The organism is Polaribacter sp. SA4-10, assembly GCF_002163835.1.
In the GTDB taxonomy this organism is placed as follows: domain Bacteria; phylum Bacteroidota; class Bacteroidia; order Flavobacteriales; family Flavobacteriaceae; genus Polaribacter.
This window is the reverse complement of sequence record NZ_CP019331.1, coordinates 806,826-826,788: the sequence shown is the minus strand read 5'-3', so window position 1 is coordinate 826,788 and position 19,963 is coordinate 806,826. Positions and strand designations below refer to the sequence as shown.

23 protein-coding genes are annotated in these 19,963 nt (G+C 28.6%); 13 read left to right on the top strand and 10 right to left on the bottom strand.

Annotation, left to right across the window (positions count from 1 at the left end):
* Positions 1-4 precede the first annotated feature (4 nt).
* Both BTO04_RS03785 and BTO04_RS03780 read left to right on the top strand, forming a co-directional pair.
* Positions 5-841: a sulfurtransferase gene (locus BTO04_RS03785; protein WP_087563230.1), complete on the top strand. Its 837-nt coding sequence runs from the start codon at positions 5-7 to the stop codon at positions 839-841.
* Positions 842-843: 2 nt separating this feature from the next.
* Positions 844-1,170, top strand: a complete 327-nt coding sequence (locus BTO04_RS03780) for a hypothetical protein (protein ID WP_087563229.1) — start codon at positions 844-846, stop codon at positions 1,168-1,170.
* Between the two features lie 121 nt (positions 1,171-1,291).
* On the opposite strand, the gene BTO04_RS03775 is transcribed toward BTO04_RS03780, so the two are convergent.
* From BTO04_RS03775 to BTO04_RS03760, 4 genes are all read right to left on the bottom strand, one after another.
* Complete coding sequence (locus BTO04_RS03775; RefSeq protein WP_087563228.1) at positions 1,292-2,092, bottom strand: type 1 glutamine amidotransferase domain-containing protein; 801 nt, start codon at positions 2,090-2,092, stop codon at positions 1,292-1,294.
* Between the two features lie 74 nt (positions 2,093-2,166).
* On the bottom strand, positions 2,167-2,751 hold the full coding sequence (locus BTO04_RS03770; protein ID WP_087563227.1) for a Crp/Fnr family transcriptional regulator: 585 nt from the start codon (positions 2,749-2,751) through the stop codon (positions 2,167-2,169).
* A gap of 104 nt (positions 2,752-2,855) precedes the next feature.
* Positions 2,856-3,512, bottom strand: coding sequence for an HAD family phosphatase (locus tag BTO04_RS03765; RefSeq protein ID WP_087563226.1), 657 nt, complete (start codon positions 3,510-3,512; stop codon positions 2,856-2,858).
* A gap of 13 nt (positions 3,513-3,525) precedes the next feature.
* Positions 3,526-3,942 carry a thiol-disulfide oxidoreductase DCC family protein gene (locus tag BTO04_RS03760; RefSeq protein ID WP_087563225.1) on the bottom strand — a complete coding sequence of 139 codons (417 nt, stop codon included), beginning with the start codon at positions 3,940-3,942 and terminating at the stop codon, positions 3,526-3,528.
* Between the two features lie 181 nt (positions 3,943-4,123).
* Here BTO04_RS03760 and BTO04_RS03755 point away from each other — a divergent pair, with 181 nt between their 5' ends.
* Genes BTO04_RS03755 through BTO04_RS03740 form a run of 4 tightly spaced genes read left to right on the top strand, consistent with a single transcriptional unit; the run spans position 4,124 to position 8,411 of the window.
* Positions 4,124-4,816, top strand: coding sequence for an ABC transporter ATP-binding protein (locus BTO04_RS03755; RefSeq protein ID WP_087563224.1), 693 nt, complete (start codon positions 4,124-4,126; stop codon positions 4,814-4,816).
* Positions 4,817-4,818: 2 nt separating this feature from the next.
* Complete coding sequence (locus BTO04_RS03750; protein WP_087563223.1) at positions 4,819-6,048, top strand: ABC transporter permease; 1,230 nt, start codon at positions 4,819-4,821, stop codon at positions 6,046-6,048.
* A gap of 2 nt (positions 6,049-6,050) precedes the next feature.
* Positions 6,051-7,268: an ABC transporter permease gene (locus tag BTO04_RS03745; protein WP_087563222.1), complete on the top strand. Its 1,218-nt coding sequence runs from the start codon at positions 6,051-6,053 to the stop codon at positions 7,266-7,268.
* A gap of 33 nt (positions 7,269-7,301) precedes the next feature.
* On the top strand, positions 7,302-8,411 hold the full coding sequence (locus BTO04_RS03740; RefSeq protein ID WP_087563221.1) for an efflux RND transporter periplasmic adaptor subunit: 1,110 nt from the start codon (positions 7,302-7,304) through the stop codon (positions 8,409-8,411).
* Between the two features lie 52 nt (positions 8,412-8,463).
* Here the strand turns inward: BTO04_RS03740 and BTO04_RS03735 are convergent, their stop codons facing one another.
* Complete coding sequence (locus BTO04_RS03735) at positions 8,464-9,276, bottom strand: DUF1853 family protein (protein WP_087563220.1); 813 nt, start codon at positions 9,274-9,276, stop codon at positions 8,464-8,466.
* A gap of 80 nt (positions 9,277-9,356) precedes the next feature.
* On the opposite strand from BTO04_RS03735, the gene BTO04_RS03730 reads away from it, so the two are divergent.
* A complete protein-coding gene (locus BTO04_RS03730) occupies positions 9,357-10,028 on the top strand; it encodes a DUF2461 domain-containing protein (RefSeq protein WP_087563219.1) in 672 nt (223 codons plus the stop codon).
* A 121-nt stretch (positions 10,029-10,149) separates the two neighbouring features.
* Here the strand turns inward: BTO04_RS03730 and BTO04_RS03725 are convergent, their stop codons facing one another.
* Complete coding sequence (locus BTO04_RS03725) at positions 10,150-11,487, bottom strand: MATE family efflux transporter (RefSeq protein ID WP_087563218.1); 1,338 nt, start codon at positions 11,485-11,487, stop codon at positions 10,150-10,152.
* A 104-nt stretch (positions 11,488-11,591) separates the two neighbouring features.
* Here BTO04_RS03725 and BTO04_RS03720 point away from each other — a divergent pair, with 104 nt between their 5' ends.
* Genes BTO04_RS03720 through BTO04_RS03705 form a run of 4 tightly spaced genes read left to right on the top strand, consistent with a single transcriptional unit; the run spans position 11,592 to position 14,234 of the window.
* Entirely contained in the window at positions 11,592-11,987 is a 396-nt protein-coding gene (locus BTO04_RS03720) for a thioesterase family protein (RefSeq protein WP_087563217.1), read from the top strand.
* Between the two features lie 31 nt (positions 11,988-12,018).
* Positions 12,019-13,140 (top strand): DEAD/DEAH box helicase, encoded by a 1,122-nt coding sequence (locus BTO04_RS03715; RefSeq protein WP_087563216.1) that lies wholly within the window; start codon positions 12,019-12,021, stop codon positions 13,138-13,140.
* 1 nt (position 13,141) lies between these two features.
* Positions 13,142-13,765: a trimeric intracellular cation channel family protein gene (locus BTO04_RS03710; protein WP_087563215.1), complete on the top strand. Its 624-nt coding sequence runs from the start codon at positions 13,142-13,144 to the stop codon at positions 13,763-13,765.
* A 4-nt stretch (positions 13,766-13,769) separates the two neighbouring features.
* Positions 13,770-14,234, top strand: a complete 465-nt coding sequence (locus BTO04_RS03705) for a MaoC family dehydratase (protein WP_087565322.1) — start codon at positions 13,770-13,772, stop codon at positions 14,232-14,234.
* Positions 14,235-14,273: 39 nt separating this feature from the next.
* On the opposite strand, the gene BTO04_RS03700 is transcribed toward BTO04_RS03705, so the two are convergent.
* The gene (locus BTO04_RS03700) at positions 14,274-14,708 is read right to left on the bottom strand and encodes a hypothetical protein (protein ID WP_087563214.1); all 435 of its coding nucleotides are present in this window, start codon (positions 14,706-14,708) and stop codon (positions 14,274-14,276) included.
* 168 nt (positions 14,709-14,876) lie between these two features.
* Here BTO04_RS03700 and BTO04_RS03695 point away from each other — a divergent pair, with 168 nt between their 5' ends.
* A complete protein-coding gene (locus BTO04_RS03695; RefSeq protein WP_157662427.1) occupies positions 14,877-15,272 on the top strand; it encodes a hypothetical protein in 396 nt (131 codons plus the stop codon).
* A gap of 1 nt (position 15,273) precedes the next feature.
* The gene (locus BTO04_RS03690; protein ID WP_087563212.1) at positions 15,274-15,474 is read left to right on the top strand and encodes a helix-turn-helix transcriptional regulator; all 201 of its coding nucleotides are present in this window, start codon (positions 15,274-15,276) and stop codon (positions 15,472-15,474) included.
* Positions 15,475-15,514: 40 nt separating this feature from the next.
* Here BTO04_RS03690 and BTO04_RS03685 read toward each other — a convergent pair whose 3' ends face one another.
* From BTO04_RS03685 to BTO04_RS03675, 3 genes are read right to left on the bottom strand one after another with little or no spacing between them, the layout of a single operon-like run.
* Complete coding sequence (locus BTO04_RS03685) at positions 15,515-16,915, bottom strand: TolC family protein (RefSeq protein ID WP_198342104.1); 1,401 nt, start codon at positions 16,913-16,915, stop codon at positions 15,515-15,517.
* 17 nt (positions 16,916-16,932) lie between these two features.
* Positions 16,933-18,291 (bottom strand): HlyD family secretion protein, encoded by a 1,359-nt coding sequence (locus BTO04_RS03680; RefSeq protein WP_087563211.1) that lies wholly within the window; start codon positions 18,289-18,291, stop codon positions 16,933-16,935.
* Between the two features lie 5 nt (positions 18,292-18,296).
* Entirely contained in the window at positions 18,297-19,961 is a 1,665-nt protein-coding gene (locus BTO04_RS03675; RefSeq protein WP_087563210.1) for a peptidase domain-containing ABC transporter, read from the bottom strand.
* Between the last annotated feature and the right edge of the window lie 2 nt (positions 19,962-19,963).

Genomic DNA, 19,963 nt, shown 5'->3' with positions numbered 1-19,963 from the left:
TAAAATGTTTAATAAACCACTTGTTTCTGTAGATTGGTTGTACAGTAATTTAGATACTAATAAGTTAATTATTTTAGATTGTACAATTCCAAAAGTTACTGAAAAGACTAAATTAGAAGAGGTTAAAGAACAAATAAAAGGAGCTATTTTTTTTGATATAAAAAAGATTTTTTCCGATGTAAATTCACCTTTTCCAAATACAATTTTATCTCCGGATAAATTTGAAGAGAAAGCACAACAATTAGGACTAAATTCTGATAGTATACTTGTAGTTTACGATGATTTAGGTATTTATTCAAGTCCTAGAGTTTGGTGGATGTTTCAATTAATGGGGTTTAAGAATATTGCCGTTTTAAATGGTGGTTTACCTTTATGGAAATCAAAAAATTACCCTATAGAAACCCCAAAGAAACTTCAATTAAAAAAAGGAAATTTTAAGGTAGATTATCAACCAGGAAAAATAAAATTTACAAAAAATGTACTTTTAGCTATTGAAAATGATAAAATTCTAATTGCGGATGCCCGATCTAAAGACAGGTTTTATGCAAGAGAACTAGAACCAAGAAAAGAGATAAGAAACGGACATATACCAAATTCTGTTTCTTTACCTTTTAATGAAATTCTAGAAAATGGATTAATGAAATCAGTAGAAGAATTAACAGAAGCTTTTAGTAAAATAAATCAAAATAAAGAACAAATTATTTTTACTTGCGGAACAGGAGTTACCGCTTCAATTTTAGCTTTAGGCGCAGAATTAGCCGGAATTAAAAACTACTCAGTTTATGATGGTTCTTGGACAGAGTGGGGAAGTACAGACAATTTACCAATAGAAATAGATTAATTATGAATTTAGATTGGACCAAAAAAGAATTTGAAGCATATGTGCTTTTATACGCAGCTCATTGTAATTTTTTAGAAACAGAAGAAGAGCAAAATTATATACTTTCTAAAGTTGATGAACAGACGTTTCATAAGATTCATACAGAAGTTGTAGTAGATTCTGATAAAATGAATTTAGATAAAATTCAACAATATTTATCAGAAAATAAATTTTCAGAAAAAGAAAAAGAAGATTTACTAAGAGATATTAAAAATGTATTTTTTGCTGACGGTACTGTGGATGTTTTAGAGCGAAAAGTATTTTTTATTTTAAAGAAAATTATAAGTTAAAGTGTTCTCTTATACGTTTCTTAAGAAAATTATTTATTTTTTTATTACAAAATAAAAAAGAATAGCGACTTGAATTAAAACTCAAGTCGCTATTTCTTTTACATGTTGTTGTGAGTATTTTTTACTTTAATTTTTTTAATAATAATTCAGCAACTAATTCTGAAGACGCTGGATTTTGTCCAGTAATTAATAAGCCATCTTCTACAGCATAAGGATTCCAGTCTGCTTTTTTAGAGTAAATTCCGCCATTACTTTTTAGCATATCTTCTACCAAAAATGGTACTACTGATGTTAATTGTACAGCATCTTCTTCTCCGTTTGTAAATCCAGTTACTTTTTTTCCATTAACTAAAGAGGTTCCGTCTGTATTTTTTGTGTGTTTAAAAATAGCTGGAGCGTGACACACCGCAGCAACGGGTTTGTTATTTCTATAAAAACTTTCTATTAAAGCAATTGAGTTTTTGTCTTCAGCTAAATCCCATAAAGGTCCGTGTCCACCAGGATAAAATACCGCATCATAATCTGCTTCATTTACGGTTTCCAATTTTACTGTTTTAGACAAGATTTCTTGGGTTTCTTTATCACCATTAAATCTTACTGTTGCTGGAGTTTGAAAATCTGGAGAGGTACTTTTTGGGTCAATTGGAGGTTGCCCACCTTTTGGAGATGCTAAGGTGACTTCAACTCCATTATCTTTCATTACATAATAAGGTGTTGCAAATTCTTCTATCCAAAATCCTGTTTTTTCTCCTGTATTTCCTAAATCTTCATGGCTTGTTAATACAAATAATACTTTTTTCATTGCTGTGTTTTTTTCTGAGTTCGTGTTAAGTTTTTGTTCAGTAGCATTGCTTTCCTTTGTATTTTTACCACAAGATAAAATCAAAACTAGAGTCATTATCAATAGCGTTATTCTTTTCATTTTTAATAATTTTATATATGAAGTACAAAGCTATAAAGAAAATAACACCTAAAAATTGATGTATGATAATAAACTTACTCGTGCGCTAATTCTTTTCTAATTCTGCTTAAGCTTTCTGTTGTAATCCCTAGATAAGAAGCTATGTGGTAGTTTTTAACACTCTGTTCAATGTTTGGGTAAGTACTTATAAAAGATACATATCTTTCTTTTGCTGATTGTGCTAAACTTGCTAATATCCTTTTTTGAAAACTAGCAAATGCTTTTTCCATTTTTTTTCTAAAAAAGGTTTCTAATTGTGGAATTTTGCTATACAAAGCTTCCATATCTTTTTTGGAAATTTTATATAAAGCTGCATCCTGAATAGTTTCAATATTCATGAGCGCTTTCGTAGTTGTGAAAAATGCGGTATAATCACTTATCCACCAATCATTAATAGCGAATTGTAAGGTATGTTCTTTACCAGAATTGTCAATAAAATAGGTTCTTAAGCATCCACTATAAACAAAGTATTGGTTGCTTACAAGTTCCCCCGCATTCAGGAGTGCTGTGCCTTTTTTTAAATTGAGTTTTTCAAATTTACTTTCAATACTATTTACTTCTTCTTGCGAAAAAGAAATGTCTTTAAAAATTTCTGGTATTATTGATTTCTCGATGTTCATTTTAATTACTCACAACTTTAACGCTGAGATAATGTTCATTTTAATGACGTATATCTGAAGTTCGTTTTTTTGAATTAATAAATCAGTAGGGAAAACACCTGTTTTTAGAGGAGCTTTAGTAGTCTTTTAAAATTATTAATAATAAAATCTGCCTTTTCTAAAGTTTGATCATCAGCCATTGGGTTTTTAAATCCAAAAACAAAAATCCTTGCATCATTTGCAGCTTTAACACCGTTATCTGAATCTTCTATAACAATACAATTTTCTTTAGGAGTTTTTCCTAAAATAGCAGCTTTTTCAAATATCTCTGGATGTGGTTTTGAGGCAGTTAAATCGGCACCAGAAATTTTAGCTGTAAAAAATTCTTGTAAATGAAATCTATCAAAAACTCTATCAATATTTACCATTGCAGAAGAAGAAGCTAAAACTAAAGTTAACCCTTTATTATAGCAATGTTTTATAAGTTCTTCTATCCCTTTTACTAAATGTAAAGTAGGGTCATTTTCAAAGAAATTTACATATCTTTTTCTTTTATCTAAAACTAACTCTTCAGGATTTAAATCTAAATTAAAATGAGCAACTAATTTCTGAAAAGCATTAATGGTAGATGAACCAGTAAGGGTTTTATATAATTCATCAGAAACATTTACACCAATAGAAGTAAAGGTTTCATAATAGGCTTTTTTATGAATATCTTCTGAATCTATAATTACTCCATCCATGTCAAAAATGACACATTTTATATCTTTTGGTACTTTCATTTTTTATAATAAATTAGGATAAAAATTTAGCTTTTAATTTTGGTGATGGTATCATACAGTTTTCTTTTTTTCCAAACCATTTGTACCTGTTTTTTGCAATATAATCGTAAATAAAATCTCTAAAAGCTTCTGGGAATATCCAAAACAATTGTGTGACTTGCCAAAAACCGCCAAAATCATTCATAATTTTTAAAGCAGCAGTAGATTTTATATCGTAAGAAATACCTGGTTCATATAAAATAATAGAATCCATTTTAGAAATATCAATTTTTAATTGATCCAAAATTTGTTGTCCAGTTTCAGACTGTAAAGCAGTAAAAACGAAGGTGTTTTTTTTATCATTATCAATAACTTTAGTAACAGAAGTGTTACATAAATTACAAACTCCATCAAATAAAATTAACTTCTTATTTTTAGGTAAATCAACCATTTAAACCATTTTAAAATTAAGATTACAAATGTACTTTAACTTTTTTTAAATTTCTTGTAACATTTTTATTAATAAGACGTCTTATGTTCGTATTTGAAGTTTAAACTATTATTGTTTTTAACAAAAAATTAATAATAGTAGTTAATCTCTTTAGGTACTTTAGACTCAAATTAACTAACAAATGATTAGAATAGAAAAACTACATAAATCTTACCCAATTGGTAAAGATTCACTTCATGTTTTAAAAGGAATTGATTTACACATAAAAGAAGGGGAGTTTGTTTCTATTATGGGCTCTTCAGGTTCAGGGAAATCTACTTTATTGAATATTGTTGGCCTTTTAGATGAACACGATGCAGGTGATTATTTTTTAGATGGACAATTAATTAAAAATTTAAATGAAAAGAAAGCAGCAATTTTAAGAAATAAGTTTTTAGGTTTTGTTTTTCAGTCATTTAATTTAATATCATACAAAACAGCATTAGAAAATGTTGCTTTACCATTATATTATAAAGGAATTGCAAGGAAAGAGCGTTTAGAAATTGCGTTAGAATATTTAGATAAAGTAGGTATTAAAGATTGGGCAAATCATTTACCAAATGAACTTTCTGGAGGTCAGAAACAGCGTGTTGCAATTGCAAGAGCATTGGTTACCAAACCTAAAGTTGTATTAGCAGATGAGCCAACAGGGGCATTAGATTCTACAACTACAGATTCTGTAATGGACTTATTAAAGGACATTAATGATGAAGGAATGACCGTTTTTGTAATTACCCATGAAGAAGAAGTAGCAGATCAAACAAAAAGAATAGTTCGTTTAAAAGATGGTGTAATTATTAGTGATGAATTAGTGAAAAAACCTCAAGCCGTTTAATTATGTTTGATTTAGATCGTTGGAGAGAAATATTTCAAAGTATCAGTAAAAACAAATTGCGTTCAGCATTATCTGGTTTTACGGTAGCGTTTGCAATTTTACTTTTCACCCTGTTATTTGGAATTGGTAATGGACTTCAAAATACCTTTAAAAATGAGTTTGCAAAAGATGCAATGAACTCTATTTACATCTGGTCTAATTATACAACAAAAGCTTATAAAGGAAATCAAATAGGAAGAAGGGTTCAATTTAAAAATGATGATTTCACCTTTCTTAAAGAAAAGTTTGGAGATAAAATTCAAACTATTAGTCCAAGAATTCAAAGATCTTCAGAAGTAGTTTATAAAAATAAAAAAGATACTTATTCTGTTAGAGGAGTTTACCCAGAATATTATGTTTTAGAATCTGCAGAAGTAACAGAAGGTAGGTTTTTAAATTATAGAGATATACATGAAAGAGGTAAAGTAGTTGTTATTGGTAGAATGGTTGAAAAAGATTTATTCGGTCAATTAAGTGCATTTGGAAAACAGATTAATATTGGCGGAATTATCTATAAAATAATTGGTGTTTTTTCTGATCCGGGAGGAGATAGTGATGAAAGACATATTTATACTCCATTTTCTACAATGCAAAGACTATATGGTAATAATGATTATTTAGATGAATTTGGTATTACATATAACCCAGACTTAAGTATAGATGAGGCTATTGCATTTGGAAGTAAAATGCAAAGAGAACTTAAAAAGAAACATAATGTTTCACCTAATGATCAACGTGGTATTGGTTTAAATAATTATGCTTCAGGTAATAAAGAAGTTTCTGGAATGATGGTTGGTTTAGGTATTTTAATATTAGTAATTGGTTTTGGAACTTTAATTGCTGGTGTTGTGGGGATCAGTAATATTATGGTATACATTGTTAAAGAAAGAACAAAAGAACTAGGAATTAGAAAAGCTGTTGGAGCAACCCCTAAAGCAATTGTTGCAATGATAATGCAGGAAGCTATTTTTATTACTGCAATTTCTGGTTATGTTGGTTTAATGATAGGAGTAGGAATATTAGAATTATTAGGTCCAAGTTTAGAAAAGTATTTTATTTTAAATCCAGGCGTATCACAACCTGTAGTTATTGGAGCTACAGTAACCCTAATTTTAGCGGGTGTGATTGCAGGATATTTACCAGCAAAAAAAGCAGCAAGAATTAAACCAGTTATAGCATTAAGTGCAGATTAGATATGAGATTTTTATTTGAAAAAGATACATGGCAAGAAATTTATGATAGTATTCGTAAGAATAAGGGTAGAACAGCTATTACTATTTTTGGCGCGTTTTGGGGTATTCTTTTATTAGTAGGTCTTTTAGGAGCTGCAAAAGGAATTGAAAATAGCTTTAATAGTATGTTTGGTGATTTTGCTACAAATAGTGTATTTATGACCGGAAGTAGAACTTCTATGCCATTTAAAGGTTTTCAAGAAGGAAGACAAATAAATTTAAGGCTTGGTGATGTAGATAAAATTCGTTCAGAAATAGATGGAGTTCAATTTGTAGTGCCAAGAAATGCAACAGGAGGTCAAGTAATTCATGGTTTAAAAACAGGTAATTTTACAGTTTTTGGCGATTTTCCTTTATTAGATGAAGTACAAAAAAAGAACTTAATTGAAGGAAGGTTTATCAACCAAAATGACATTAATGAGAATAAAAAAATATGCATAATTAGTGAAGGAGTTTACAAAGAATTATATGATAAAAATGAACAATCTATAGGTACTTACATCAAAATAAGTGGTATAAATTATATAGTTGTAGGCGTTTATAAAACAAGTAGGTTTGAAGGGAAAAATAACATACATATTCCATTTAGCACTTTTAAATTAGTTTATAATAAAGGTGATAAATTTAGTTGGATGGTTGTTACTGGAAAAAAAGAGTTTGATATTGTTCAAGTAGAAGCAGATGTAAAACTTTTATTAAAAAACTTACATAAGATTCACCCAGAAGATAATAGAGCATTTAGAGGTTTTAATTTAGGTAAAGAAATATCTAAAGTTACTGATTTTTTAACAGGACTGAAAGCGTTAACTTGGATCGTTGGTGTTGCAACTTTAATTGCTGGAGTTTTTGCAATTGGTAATATTTTATTAATTACAGTAAAAGAACGTACTAAAGAAATTGGTATAAGAAGAGCCTTAGGAGCAACACCAAATAAAGTGAGACAACAAATTATTTTAGAGTCATTATTTTTAACATTATTAGCAGGATCTTTAGGTATTATTGCTGGAGGAGGAGTTTTAATGTTAATAGATAAATTTGATTTATTAGTAAACCCAACAGTAGATATTCCAATAGTATTAATAGCTTACTCAGTATTAGTAATACTAGGAACTTTAATAGGTTTTATACCAGCATATATGGCTACTGTAGTGAAACCAATAGACGCATTAAGAGAAGAATAAAAACCAAGTAATAAGAATAAATAGTCAACAAAAATGAAAAAAATAATAATCTTTGGAGGTATTGCATTAGCATTAATTGCTGTATTAGTATGGTTTGGCAAGAAAAATAGTGCTTCACCTATAGAATACGAAACAGAGAAAGCATTTAAAGCTACTATAATTAAAAAAAGCATTGCTACAGGTAAAGTTACTCCTTTAGAAGAAATTGAAATTAAACCACAAATTACAGGTATAATTGATAAAATTTTATTGTTAGAAGGAACAAAAGTTAAAAAAGGAGATTTAATTGCAACTGTAAGAGTTGTACCTAATGAGCAATCTTTAATTAGCGCTAAAGGTAGAGTAGATAATATTAAAATTGGACTGAATAATTCAAATGTTTCTTATAAAAGAAATAAAAATTTATTTGAAAAAGGTGTAATATCTAGAGCAGAATATGAAGCTATAGAGTTAACTTATAACCAAGCAAAACAAAATTTAACCAATGCTCAAAATGATTATTTAATCATTAAAAAAGGGTCTTCTGGTTCTGGAGCGTCTGCAAATACCAATATTATTGCACAAATGTCTGGTACAATTTTAGAAATCCCTGTAAAAGAAGGAGATCAAGTAATACAGTCTAACAATTTTAATGCAGGAACTACTATTGCATCTATTGCAGACATGAGTAAAATGATTTTTGAAGGAAAAGTTGATGAATCTGAAGTAGGGAAATTAGTAAATGGAACCAAAATAGAAATATCTTTAGGTGCGATAGAAAATAAAAAATTCCCAGCAGTTTTAAATTTCATTGCTCCTAAAGGAACAGAAGAAGCAGGAGCAGTTCAATTTAAAATAAAAGCAGATGTTTTATTAGATGATGAATATTTTATTAGAGCAGGTTATAGCGCTAATGCTGAAATTGTTTTAGAGAGAAAAGACAGCGTTTTATCAATTAAAGAATCTTTATTACAGTTTGATAGAAAAACTGAAAAGCCTTTCGTAGAAATAAAAAATGTTGAAGGAAAATTTGATAAAAAAGATGTGAAGTTGGGAACTTCTGACGGAGTAAATGTTGAAATTTTAGAAGGCGTTACAAAAGAAGATGAAATTAAAATTTGGAATAAAACTTCTAAAGAAGATGATGAGAAAGAAGATAACTAGCATATAGATTATCTTATAAAAAAAAGGAACTCAATTTTGAGTTCCTTTTTTTTTACCACCAAATTAAAAAGAATTTAGAAACTTCTCCATTTTGCTTTTTTATCCAACAAAGTGGCGAAAATTCTCTTTCTAAAATTAAGTTAGTTGCTTCTTTAAATTGATGAAAATTTAGCCAATCTACATTTTCATGCGGAATAATTAACCAATCTTTTTTTATAGGAACGTAAAATTTACAGTTTTTAAATTGCTCAATTTCTTTTTGATTCATGTAAAAACCAACAATACAATCCGTATTTATTTTTTCTAAATTAATTTTCTCTTTGGATAAAGGAACAAACAATTGTGCTTTAAAATATACTTGCTGTTTAATTTCTGAAGATTCTAATTTAATAGATTTTAAATAGTCAGAACATTCATTGGAGTAGAGAAGTGGTAATTGCTTTTCTTTAAGTTTGTTTAGTTTTTCTACCAGAGAATCTTTTCTATTTGGACCAATAAAACGCTCAATTTCAGTCACTCCAACATCAGCATCATATAGATAAAACTTGTAAATAACTTCTAAATGAATTGGTTTGTTATTCCTTGAAATAATTAAATCTAATTCTCCTAAAGTGATTTTATTTTGCTGAATTTGAACATTCTCACATAAAATAGAAATAGATTTCTCTTGCTTAAATTCAAAAGAAACAAAGCGTTCTATATATTTTCCAAGACGTAATTTCTCATCAATTTCTAAATCTATTTTTGTATAATTTACATCAATTTTAAACTGATGTAAATTATAAATAGCACTTTCATTCCACAAACAAGTTGTTTGTAGAAAGCCATCATATCTTTTTTGAATGTCTTTTGTTTTTTGATACATCTTAATTTTTCAAATTTACGAATTTATAATTTCCATTTATAGAATAATTTGTAAATTGAAAATCTAAAAAATTCATTACAATGCAATTTCAAAAAAACAGTTTTCAGTTTTTAAAGGATTTACAAAAAAATAATAATAGAGAATGGTTTACAGAATACAAACCCACCTTTACAGAGATTCAGAAACATGTAAAAGAAGTGTTTTTAGAAATACAGGAAAACTTAGAAAAACATGATGAAATAGATAAAATGAAGATCTATAGAATTTATAGAGATGTACGTTTTTCAAAAGATAAAACACCTTATAACCCAAGATTAGCAGTTTCTTACTCTCGATTAGGAAAACAATTACGTGGTGGTTACTTTTTTCAAGTAAAACCAGGTGAAACCTTATTAGGTGGCGGATTTTGGCAACCAGAAAAAGAAGATTTATTAAGAATTAGAAAAGAAATTGAACAAGATGCTTCAGAATTTCGAGCTATTTTAGAGGACAAAGACTTCTTAAAATATTTTGGAGGAGAATTTGGAGGAGATGAATTAAAATCAGCTCCAAGAGGTTTTGATAAAGAGCATAAAGACATCGATTTATTACGTAAAAAAGGATTTATTGCTACTAGACATTTTACGGATGCAGAAGTACTATCTCCCAACTTTTTAGAAGAATTAGATAATAGTTTTAAAGCTTTACGTCCGTTTTTTAATTTATTTAGTGATGTTTTAACTACTAATTTAAATGGAGAATCATTGGTGTAGTTTGAAAGTATCAAAGTTAAAAGTTTTTCATTTTTGCTAACAGCTAACAGCTAACAGCTAACAGCTAATAGCTAACAGCTAATAGCTAACAGCTAACAATGATCTATCTACTGCTAAAAAATCAATTTAAATTCTTCTTCATTTCTCTTTTTAAAACGATATATGTTATAATAGTTGCTAAAACATCACCAATAGCAAACGAATACCAAACACCATCAACTCCAAAATATAAAGGTAAAATATAGGCTAAAGGAATTAAGAAAACACCTTGTTTTAAAAGTGTTAAAAATAAAGCTGGCATTGCTTTTCCTGCTGCTTGAAAATAAGCAGACCCAACTAATTGAATGGCAATGATTGGAGAAACTAGAAATACTAAAATCATAGCTCTTGGCGTTTCTTCTAGCAACCTTGCATCCGTGGTGAAAATGCTTATAATTTCTTGAGAGAATGTGATGATTAAAATATAGATTGCTGCTGCAATTAAACATCCATAAATAATAGCTTTATTAATAGTTTCTTTTACTCTGTCGTACTTTTTTGCGCCGTAATTATAACCAGCAATAGGTAAAAAACCTTGTGTAATTCCCATAATTGGAAACAATGCAAACATCATAACTCTATTAATAATTCCAAAAATTGAAATAGAAATTTCACCTCCATATTTATAAAGCGAATAATTTAAAACAATCATTAAAACACTAATTGTTCCTTGTCTTACTATAGAAACTCCTCCTAACTCTACAATTTCACGCACTATTTTAAAGTCTAATTTAAAGTTCTTTGGAATAATTTTCAATTCACTTTTAGAAGAAATAAAGAAATATAAAATATACAAACCACAACTTGCATAAGCTATAGAAGTTGCTAAACCTGCGCCAAACATTCCTAAATTCATGTATTTAATAAAGATAATATCTAAAACAATATTTGCAACAGCAGGAACCATCATTGCATACATTGCAAACTTTGGTTTTCCTTCTGCTCTAATTACAGGGTTTCCCATCATAGCAAAAGCTAAAAAAGGAACACCATAAATAATTACATCAAAATATTCTTTTCCTGGAGTTAAAATGGCTCCTTTTGCCCCAAATAAAGTTAAAATTTCTGTGCTAAAAATATTCCCTAAAACAACAAATAAAATTGCTAAAACGGTTGTTAAACTAACTTGATTACCAAAAGTTAAAAGTGCTTTTTTACTATCGTTTTTTCCTAGAGCTCTAGAGATTATAGAACTTCCTCCAATACCAATTCCCATTCCTATAGAGGATATTAAAAATGCAATAGGCAAAACCACTGTAATTGCAGCAATTGCCAAAACACCAATCCATTGACCTACAAAAATAGTATCAACAATCATGTTTAAAGACATTACAAGAATTCCTATTGAAGCAGGACCCGCTTGTTTTATCAATAATTTACTAATTTTTTCTGTACCTAATTCTCCTGCTAATTGTTTCATAAGATTTGACAAATATCACCATAAATAAGAACTTCTTTGTAAATCCATTATCAAAAATTGTTATAGATATATTAAAATTTTTATGTTTGCTAAAATGAGTAGAAATGAATTCAGTTTTTAGTGTAAAATTTAAAGTACAAACATCTGATATTGATGACTTAAACCATGTAAATAATGTGGTTTATGTAAAATGGATGGATGAAGTTGCCTTTGAGCATTGGTCTTTTTTAACAAAAGATACTCCTTTACCAGAATATATTTGGGTTGTTGTAAGGCATGAAATAGATTATTTGAAACAGGCTGTTTTGGGAGATGAAATTACTGTAAAAACGTGGGTTGGCGAAACAAGAGGTTTTACATCTGCACGTTTAATGGAGTTTTACAAAAACGATGTTTTATTAGTAAAAGCCAAAACAGTTTGGGCAATGTTAGACGTAAAAACGTACAAGCCAACAAGAATTAGAGAAAATGTTTTAAAAATATTACAACGTCCTAAATAAAAGTATCTTTGCATAAAATTAGTAAGATACAATGTCAACATTTTCAGCTTTAGGAATAAGTCAAGAATATATAAAATCGATTAAAGAATTAGGGATTTCTACACCTTCAGAAATTCAAGAAAAAGGAATTCCGATTTTATTAAACTCTAAAACCGATTTTATTGGTTTAGCACAAACGGGTACTGGTAAAACAGCCGCTTTTGGTTTGCCAATATTACACCATATAGATTCAACATCAGATCATATACAAGCTTTAATTTTATCGCCAACTAGAGAGTTGGTGCAACAAATAAAAAAGCAACTTTTTAAGTTTACAAAATATAATGAAGATAAGATTTTTATAGAAGCCGTTTTTGGAGGAGAAAAAATTGACAGACAAATAGGGAATCTTAAAAGAACTACACATATAGTGGTTGCAACTCCTGGTAGATTAATAGATTTAATAGAACGTGGAGATATAGATATTAGTCATGTAAAAACAGTAGTTTTAGATGAGGCTGATGAAATGTTAAGCATGGGTTTTAAGCAAGATCTAAATAGAATCTTAAAATTCACAACAGAAAGTGATAGAAATACGTGGTTATTTTCTGCGACAATGCCAGAAGAGATAAAGAAAATTATTAAAACGTATATGGATGCAAATGCACCCAGAGTTGAAATAAGTAGAGACGCTATGGTAAATGCAAATATTAGACACCATTATGCGAAAACGACCATTAAAGAAAAAGCAGGCCATATTATTTCTTTTCTAGAAAAAAGACAATCTCAAAGAGGAATTATTTTCTGTAGAACAAAAGCTGGAGCTCAAAACTTAGCAAAACAATTAATTGAAGAAGGTTTTTCTACAGCTGCCTTAGAAGGAGATATGCAACAAAAAGAACGCGATAAAGTTATGCGTGCTTTTAAAAATGAAAGTTTGCAATATTTAATTTCTACAGATGTTTCTGCTCGTGGAATTGATGTTCGTGGATTAGAATTTGTAATTCATCATCAATTACCAGAACAATTAGAATACTATACGCATAGAAGTGGTAGAACAGCAAGAGCTGGAAAAACAGGAATTTCACTTGCTTTTATTTTACCCTATGAATTAGAACGAATTCATGAAATTCAAAAAGAATTAAATATCAAATTTACAGAAGTTACTATTTAATATGAATCTTATTTACGTTTTAGATATACTTGGAACGTTTGCTTTTGCAATTAGTGGAGCTTTAGTAGCTTCAAATAAAAAATTTGATTTATTTGGCGTACTAATTATTGCTTTTGTAACGGCAGTTGGAGGAGGAATGTTACGTGACGTTCTTATAAATGCGCATCCTATAAATTGGATTGGAGATTTAAATTATATCTGGACTATCTTTAGTGCTGTGATTTTTACTTTCTTATTTAAAAGTAAAATAGCTCCATTAAGTAAAACCATGTTTTTATTTGATACCGTTGGTTTAGGTGTTTTTACATTATTAGGTTTACAAAAAGGCTTGTCTTTTAATTTACATCCTTTTGTCTCATTAATAATGGGAATGATTTCTGCAGTTTTTGGCGGCGTTTTACGAGATGTTTTAACAAATCAAGTTCCATTAATTTTTCATAAGGAAATTTATGCTTCTGCTTGTTTAGCAGGAGGAATTACTTATTTAGTTTTAAATTATTTTGGATTGTCAGAAACCATAAATTTTGTTATTTCTGCTTCAGTAATTGTTTTAATTAGGGTGATTGCAATTAAATTTCAATTACAATTACCAAAAATTAAAGACGATTTATTCAGTAAAAACTAAAAAGATGAAAGCATTAGAATTTGAAAATTTTTCAGCATTTAAGTTAATGAAAGGAAAACAATTGCCTATTGGTAATTGGTATACTGTAACTCAAGAAATGATTAATGATTTTGCAAATGCAACTTTAGACAAACAATGGATTCATGTTGATGAAAAAAGAGCAGAGAAGGAGAGTCCGTTTAAAAGTACGGTTGCCCATGGATTTATGTCTGTTGCTATGATTTCTAAACTTTTAGAAGATTCATTTTCTATTAAAAGTGTAAAAATGGGTTTAAACTATGGATTAAATAAAGTTCGTTTTCCAAATCCTGTTCCAGTAAATAGCCAATTAAGAATGCTATCTGAAGTAAAAGAAATAGAAATGCTTTCAAATAACGGAATAAAAGTAACTTTCTCCTGTTATATAGAAATTAAAGGACAAGAAAAACCAGCTTGTGTAGCTGAGTTTATTGCTGCCTTATTTGAATAAAAAAAAGCTGCAATTTGCAGCTTTTTAAATTTTTAAGAATTAAGATAAAATTCCATCATCTACACATTTTTTAGAATACCAGAATAAGAAGAATCCAAGTATTACTACCATTAAAGGCATAATCATTCCTCCAGGACCATAAACATCCATTGCCTCACTAATAAAGAAGTTGTGAACCATTTGTACTACTATTCCTATTAAAGAAACAAGGAATAATTTTTTAGCAAGTTTTTTTCGCATCAATAATAAAATACAAGCAAAAAGACCTCCCCAAACAGCTAAAGCAAATGCAGCTGTTGCCCAAACAGGTACATTTTCATACAAAGGCTGTTGTTCTTTGGGTAAAGCAGCTTTCATTTCATCTGTCATAAAAGCTTGCCCTAAATACGCTAATACGCCCATTAAGTTCCATATTAAAGCGATTACACCAATCACCCAAAAAGAAGTAGCTGGCTTATTAGAATTATCTGTCATAATATTTAGTTTAATTGTTTGATATATTAAAAGTACTAAAAAAACTTGTATAAATTCTAAATGTAAAGTATATTTGTCATTATATAAAATAAACTTGTCTAATTGTAAAATAAAAAGATCATGTCTAAAATGTCTATTTGTGAAAGAGAAAGAAGTCAACTAGAAAAAATGAATAAATTTCAATTGGGTAATCAATATAAAAGAATAGGATATATTGTTGCAATTGGAAGTTTCATTTTAATGATTGCTAGAAAGTATTTTGAAGATTCTGAATGGATAAGACCAATTTTACACGGAATACTATTAATAGGTCTATTGCTAGTCTCGGTATCAAAAGAAAAAATAGAAGACGAGCTTATAGATAGTTTACGTTCACAATCTTATAGATTGGCTTTTATTTTGGCAATTGTGTATTCTTTAGTTCAGCCTTTGGTAAATTTTGGTGTTGGAACTTTGTTAAATCAAGATGATAAATTACAAGGATTTGATTATTTTCAAGTATTATTTTTTATGCTAATTGTGCAACTTATGTATTTTTGGAAACTTAAGAGAATGAATAATTAAGATGAAAAACACACTTAAAGTTCAGCGTGCTATTTTAGACTTAACACAAGAAAATTTGGCAAAAGCAATTGGTGTTTCTAGACAAACTATTAATTCTATTGAAAAGAATAGATATGTGCCTTCAACCGTATTAGCGTTAAAATTATCAGCAATTTTTAAAATTTCTGTAAATGAGTTCTTTACTTTAGAAGTAGAAGATTAAATCAATTTATGTGCTTATTTTATCCGCTTTAAAACGATAACTATTCTGCTATAGTTAGTACTACAGTTTTAAATAAATTAGCTTTTGTTTTAAGGAATGAATTTTCTAAATCGATTGCTTTTAATCTAGTTTCTATTAATTTAACCTCTCTATAATTTACTAAAAATAAAGAACTTTCACCTAAGAAAAATTTACGATCCTCTGCTTTTAATAACGTGGTATAATCTGCAACAATATTTTCTGTTAATGTATTTTGTAAAATGTAAGAATCTAGTTCTTGCTGAATGGCATTTATCTTATTTTTTATACTAATTTTTACAACTTCATTTTCAAATTTCTGGTCACTTAATTTAATTTTCGCCAATTTTAAATCCCCTCTTTCTTTTCTTAAAAATAAAGGTAATTTAAAGTTGATTCCTGCTTTATAATTTTGAGTATTTAAAGAATTAAATTGATTCCTATTTTGAGTTAAAAAATTATACTGAACATCTAGTTTGGGAAGTAAGTTGTTTAATTTTAAGTTTTTATCAATAGTCAAACTTTCAATTTTAAATCCTAAAGATTTTATTTTTGGGTGCTTATTAATGTCAAAATTAGCAGTATTAAACAGCGCAATTTTAAAAGTACTATTAATAGTATTTACTGTTTTAGTTTCTGGAATGATATTGTCTTGTAATTCTACAGGTGTATTATTTTTTAACCATAAAAAGTTAGAAAGTTCTAAAGAAGATTTTACAAACTTTATTCTAGATTTTTCTACATTTAACTTTCTTGTATTTAAATTTATTTTAGCTTCTGTAGTATCAATTGCTGGCTTTTCACCTTCAAAAAAAGCTCTTTTTGTGGCTTTAAACCGTATTTCAGCATTCTTTAAGAATTCTTGATAAACCCTTTTTTCATTATACGTTTTTAACCAGTTAAAATAAGAGATAGAAGCGTTATACAAAATTTCATTTACCAAAATTTGTTGTTCTTCTTTAGCCTGATTTATAAAAAATTTAGCCTGTTTTAAAGAAGCCATTCTTTTATTTATGAGCAATCCTTTTAATAATGAAACAGCAACTCCAGCACTGTACAATCCATCAGTTGGTACACTTGCCTCTGGGTTTAAATAAACACCTTCATTATTCTCAAAATTTGCTTTAAATTCAATTCCATAATATGTTGGTATTTTAAAAGCAGCATTTAATTTGTTATAATATTCTTTTTCTTTAAATTGTTTTTTATCGAAATCTACTTCAATTTTAGGATCAAAAGCACCTCTTGCTTTTAAAAGCTTTGCTTCACTTTTATTTATAACAAGATTTGCTTGTTTTACTATAGGGTGATAGTTTTTAACATACCCTAAATATTCAGATAAAGTCATTACGGATTCCACTTTATCTTGTGTAAAACCCATTGAACTAATACTTAAAAATGTAATTAAAATATACTTTTTCATATTATAATGAATTGATCTTATTTCTTTTTATCAGATGTACCTTTTTTACCATTTTCTGGTTGGTAATAGTTAGGAGGGAAGCTGTTAAGTTGTCTCCAAAGTTCAAACCAAATTGGCACATCTTCTAAAAGTGCAATAGTTCTAGCACCAGAACCAACTCTAATAGCTTTTGGCCAAGTGTGAACAGTATTGTCTGGAGCTAATAAAATTCTATATTTTCCGTTTTTACTAATAAAATTCTCTATAGCAACAACTTTTGCACCATAAGTACCATAGGAAGCATTTGGCCAACCACTAAATACAATTGCAGGCCAACCATCAAACTGAACACGAACTTTTTCACCAATATGTAATAAAGGTAAATCTATAGGTCTAACAAAGGTTTCAACAGCTAAATCATACTTTTCTGGCATTATCCCCACTAGATCTTCACCTGCTTTAAACGTGCCTCCAATACCCCCTTTTATTGCTTTATTTATAAACCCGTTTTGTGGAGCAGTAATATATAACAGGCTGTTTCTAACACTGTAATTACTTTTGCTATTTTCTAATTTAGATACTTGTGCTTTGGCATCAAAACCACTAGATTTTGCAGTAAACATTTCACTTTGAGCTTTAGATATTTTATCCGTATACGTTGCGTTAATTCTAGATAGTTCTAATTTTGCATTTAAAATATTGTTTCTACTCATTAATAACTTGTTCTCTTGTGAAATCAGTTTTGCCTGAGTAGACTGAAGTTTTAATCTTTTTTCTTCAACATCTTTTACCGCTTTTAAACCTTCGTCTTGTAATGTTTTGGTTCTATCGTATTGACTTTTAGCTATTGATATATTTGTTTTTGCAGCTTCAAAATCAATACTATCACTTTTTACTTTTAATTTAGACTGTAGTAATTTGTTTTTTGCTTGCTCATTTTTTAATTTTTGTTCTTGTTTTAACGCTACAATTTGCCTTTTTAAGGCATCAACTTTTCCTTTATACGCAATTACTGAAGAAGATTTTGCGCTAATTTGTTCACTTGTTCTTTCAATTAATTTACTATCAAAATACTCGCTTTTTACTTCAGAAATTCTTAAGATACGATCTCCTTTTTTTACAAAATCACCTTCCTGTACAAACCACTCTTCAATTCTTCCAGGAATTTGAGATTGAATTGTTTGTGGTCTTTGATTTGGATATAAAGTTGTGACTAGACCTTGGCCAGTAATATTTTGTGTCCAAGGTAAAAAAAGTGCAATTATACCAAGTACTGCAAAGACGAATAGAAATTTATTAAATGCTTTGTAATATTCTTTGGTGAAAATTATCTTACCAGATTTAAATTCTTTTAAATCAACAGTTTTATGCAATTGGTTGTTAGATATATTTAACATAGGGCCTAGTTTGTTGCTTTAATTTCACCTTTTTCTAAGGTAATTATTTGATTACATTGAGTTCTCCAACTCTTTTTACTACTTACAACAATTAATGCCCAAGGTCTTATAGGGTCTGTTAAATAGTTAATTATTTTTATAGTTTCATCCAAATTAAATTGATCTAAAGGATCTTCTAAAATCATTATTTTTGGTTGTTTTATAATAGCTCTTGCTAAGATTATTTTCTTTGCAATTGTAAAGGACATCTGTTTTCCTTCTGGATACAAAACAGTGTTTAAACCATTAGGTTGTTCTTTTAAAAACTTTGTTAATCCAACAATTTCCAGGGCATTATAAATAACTTCATCTTTAATATCCTTATTCGCAAAAACTAAGTTATCTCTTATGCTTCCTTCAAAAGGAGTTTCCTCAGAAAGTAATAAACCTAATTGAGATCGATAATGATTTAAATATAAACTTTTTAATGACAAATTATTGATATAGATATTTCCAGAAGTAGGTTCTATTACACCAGAAATTAAACGCAATAAGCTAGATTTTCCTGCTCCACTTTCACCTATTACTAAAATTCTGCTTTTAGGATTTAATGTTAAAGACACATTTTTAATAATATGTTTTTCTTTATTTTCAACACCATAATTAACCTCCTCTAATTCTACAGTTAACCCCTCCTTAAATAAAGGTCTTTCACCTTCTTGAGACTCTAATTCTTTGTCTACTACTTGGCCTATTTTTTCTATGGATGTAAGCACGTCATAAAAAGATTCTAAACCTATAATTAGTTTTTCTACAGAAGCAATTACTAAAAGAATAATAATTTCTGCAGCAACAAACTGACCAATATTCATTTCTTGATTTAGTACTAAAGCTCCACCAATCAATAATAAACTAGCTGTTACAATCACTTTAAAACCAATCATTTGAGTGAATTGTAAAATAAGTATTTTAAAATGATTTTCTCTTGCTTCTAAATATTTCTCTACTAAATCATCATTTTTTTGCAGTGCTAAACTGGTGTGTCCAGACAATTTAAAACTTACAACAGTTCTTGCTACTTCCTGAATCCAATGTGCAACTTTGTATTTTATTTTAGATTCTATTAAGCTCGTTTCTAAACCTTTTTGGGCAGTAAACTTAAAAACAATATAAATTAGAAGTAATAAAAGAATACCAAAAATGATAAAAAATGGATGGTAAAAAGAAAGTAGAATCAGGGCAAAAATAATTTGCAATAATGCTGTTGGTACATCAATTAATATTTTTGATAATCCTTTCTGAATTGTTAAGGTATCAAAGAACCTATTTGCTAATTCTGGAGGATAATAATTTCTTAATTCAGTCATTTTTATCTTCGGAAATCGATAACTTAATTCAAAAGAAGCTCTTGTGAAAATTCTTTGCTGAATCGTTTCTATGATTCTTAATTGCATTAATTGCAATGCTCCAGAAAAAATGACCCCTATAGTTACTATAATTACCAATACTACCCAAGAAGTAGAAATTTGAGCACCTTGTATTAAATTAATAATTGCTTGTATACCTAATGGTAGTGAAAGTGCTACGATACCTCCAAAAATTGCATAATAGAATATTTGAAAAATATCTTTTTTCTCTAATTTTAATAAACCAACAAATCTTTGCCATGGAGTTAATTGTTTGTTTTCCATAT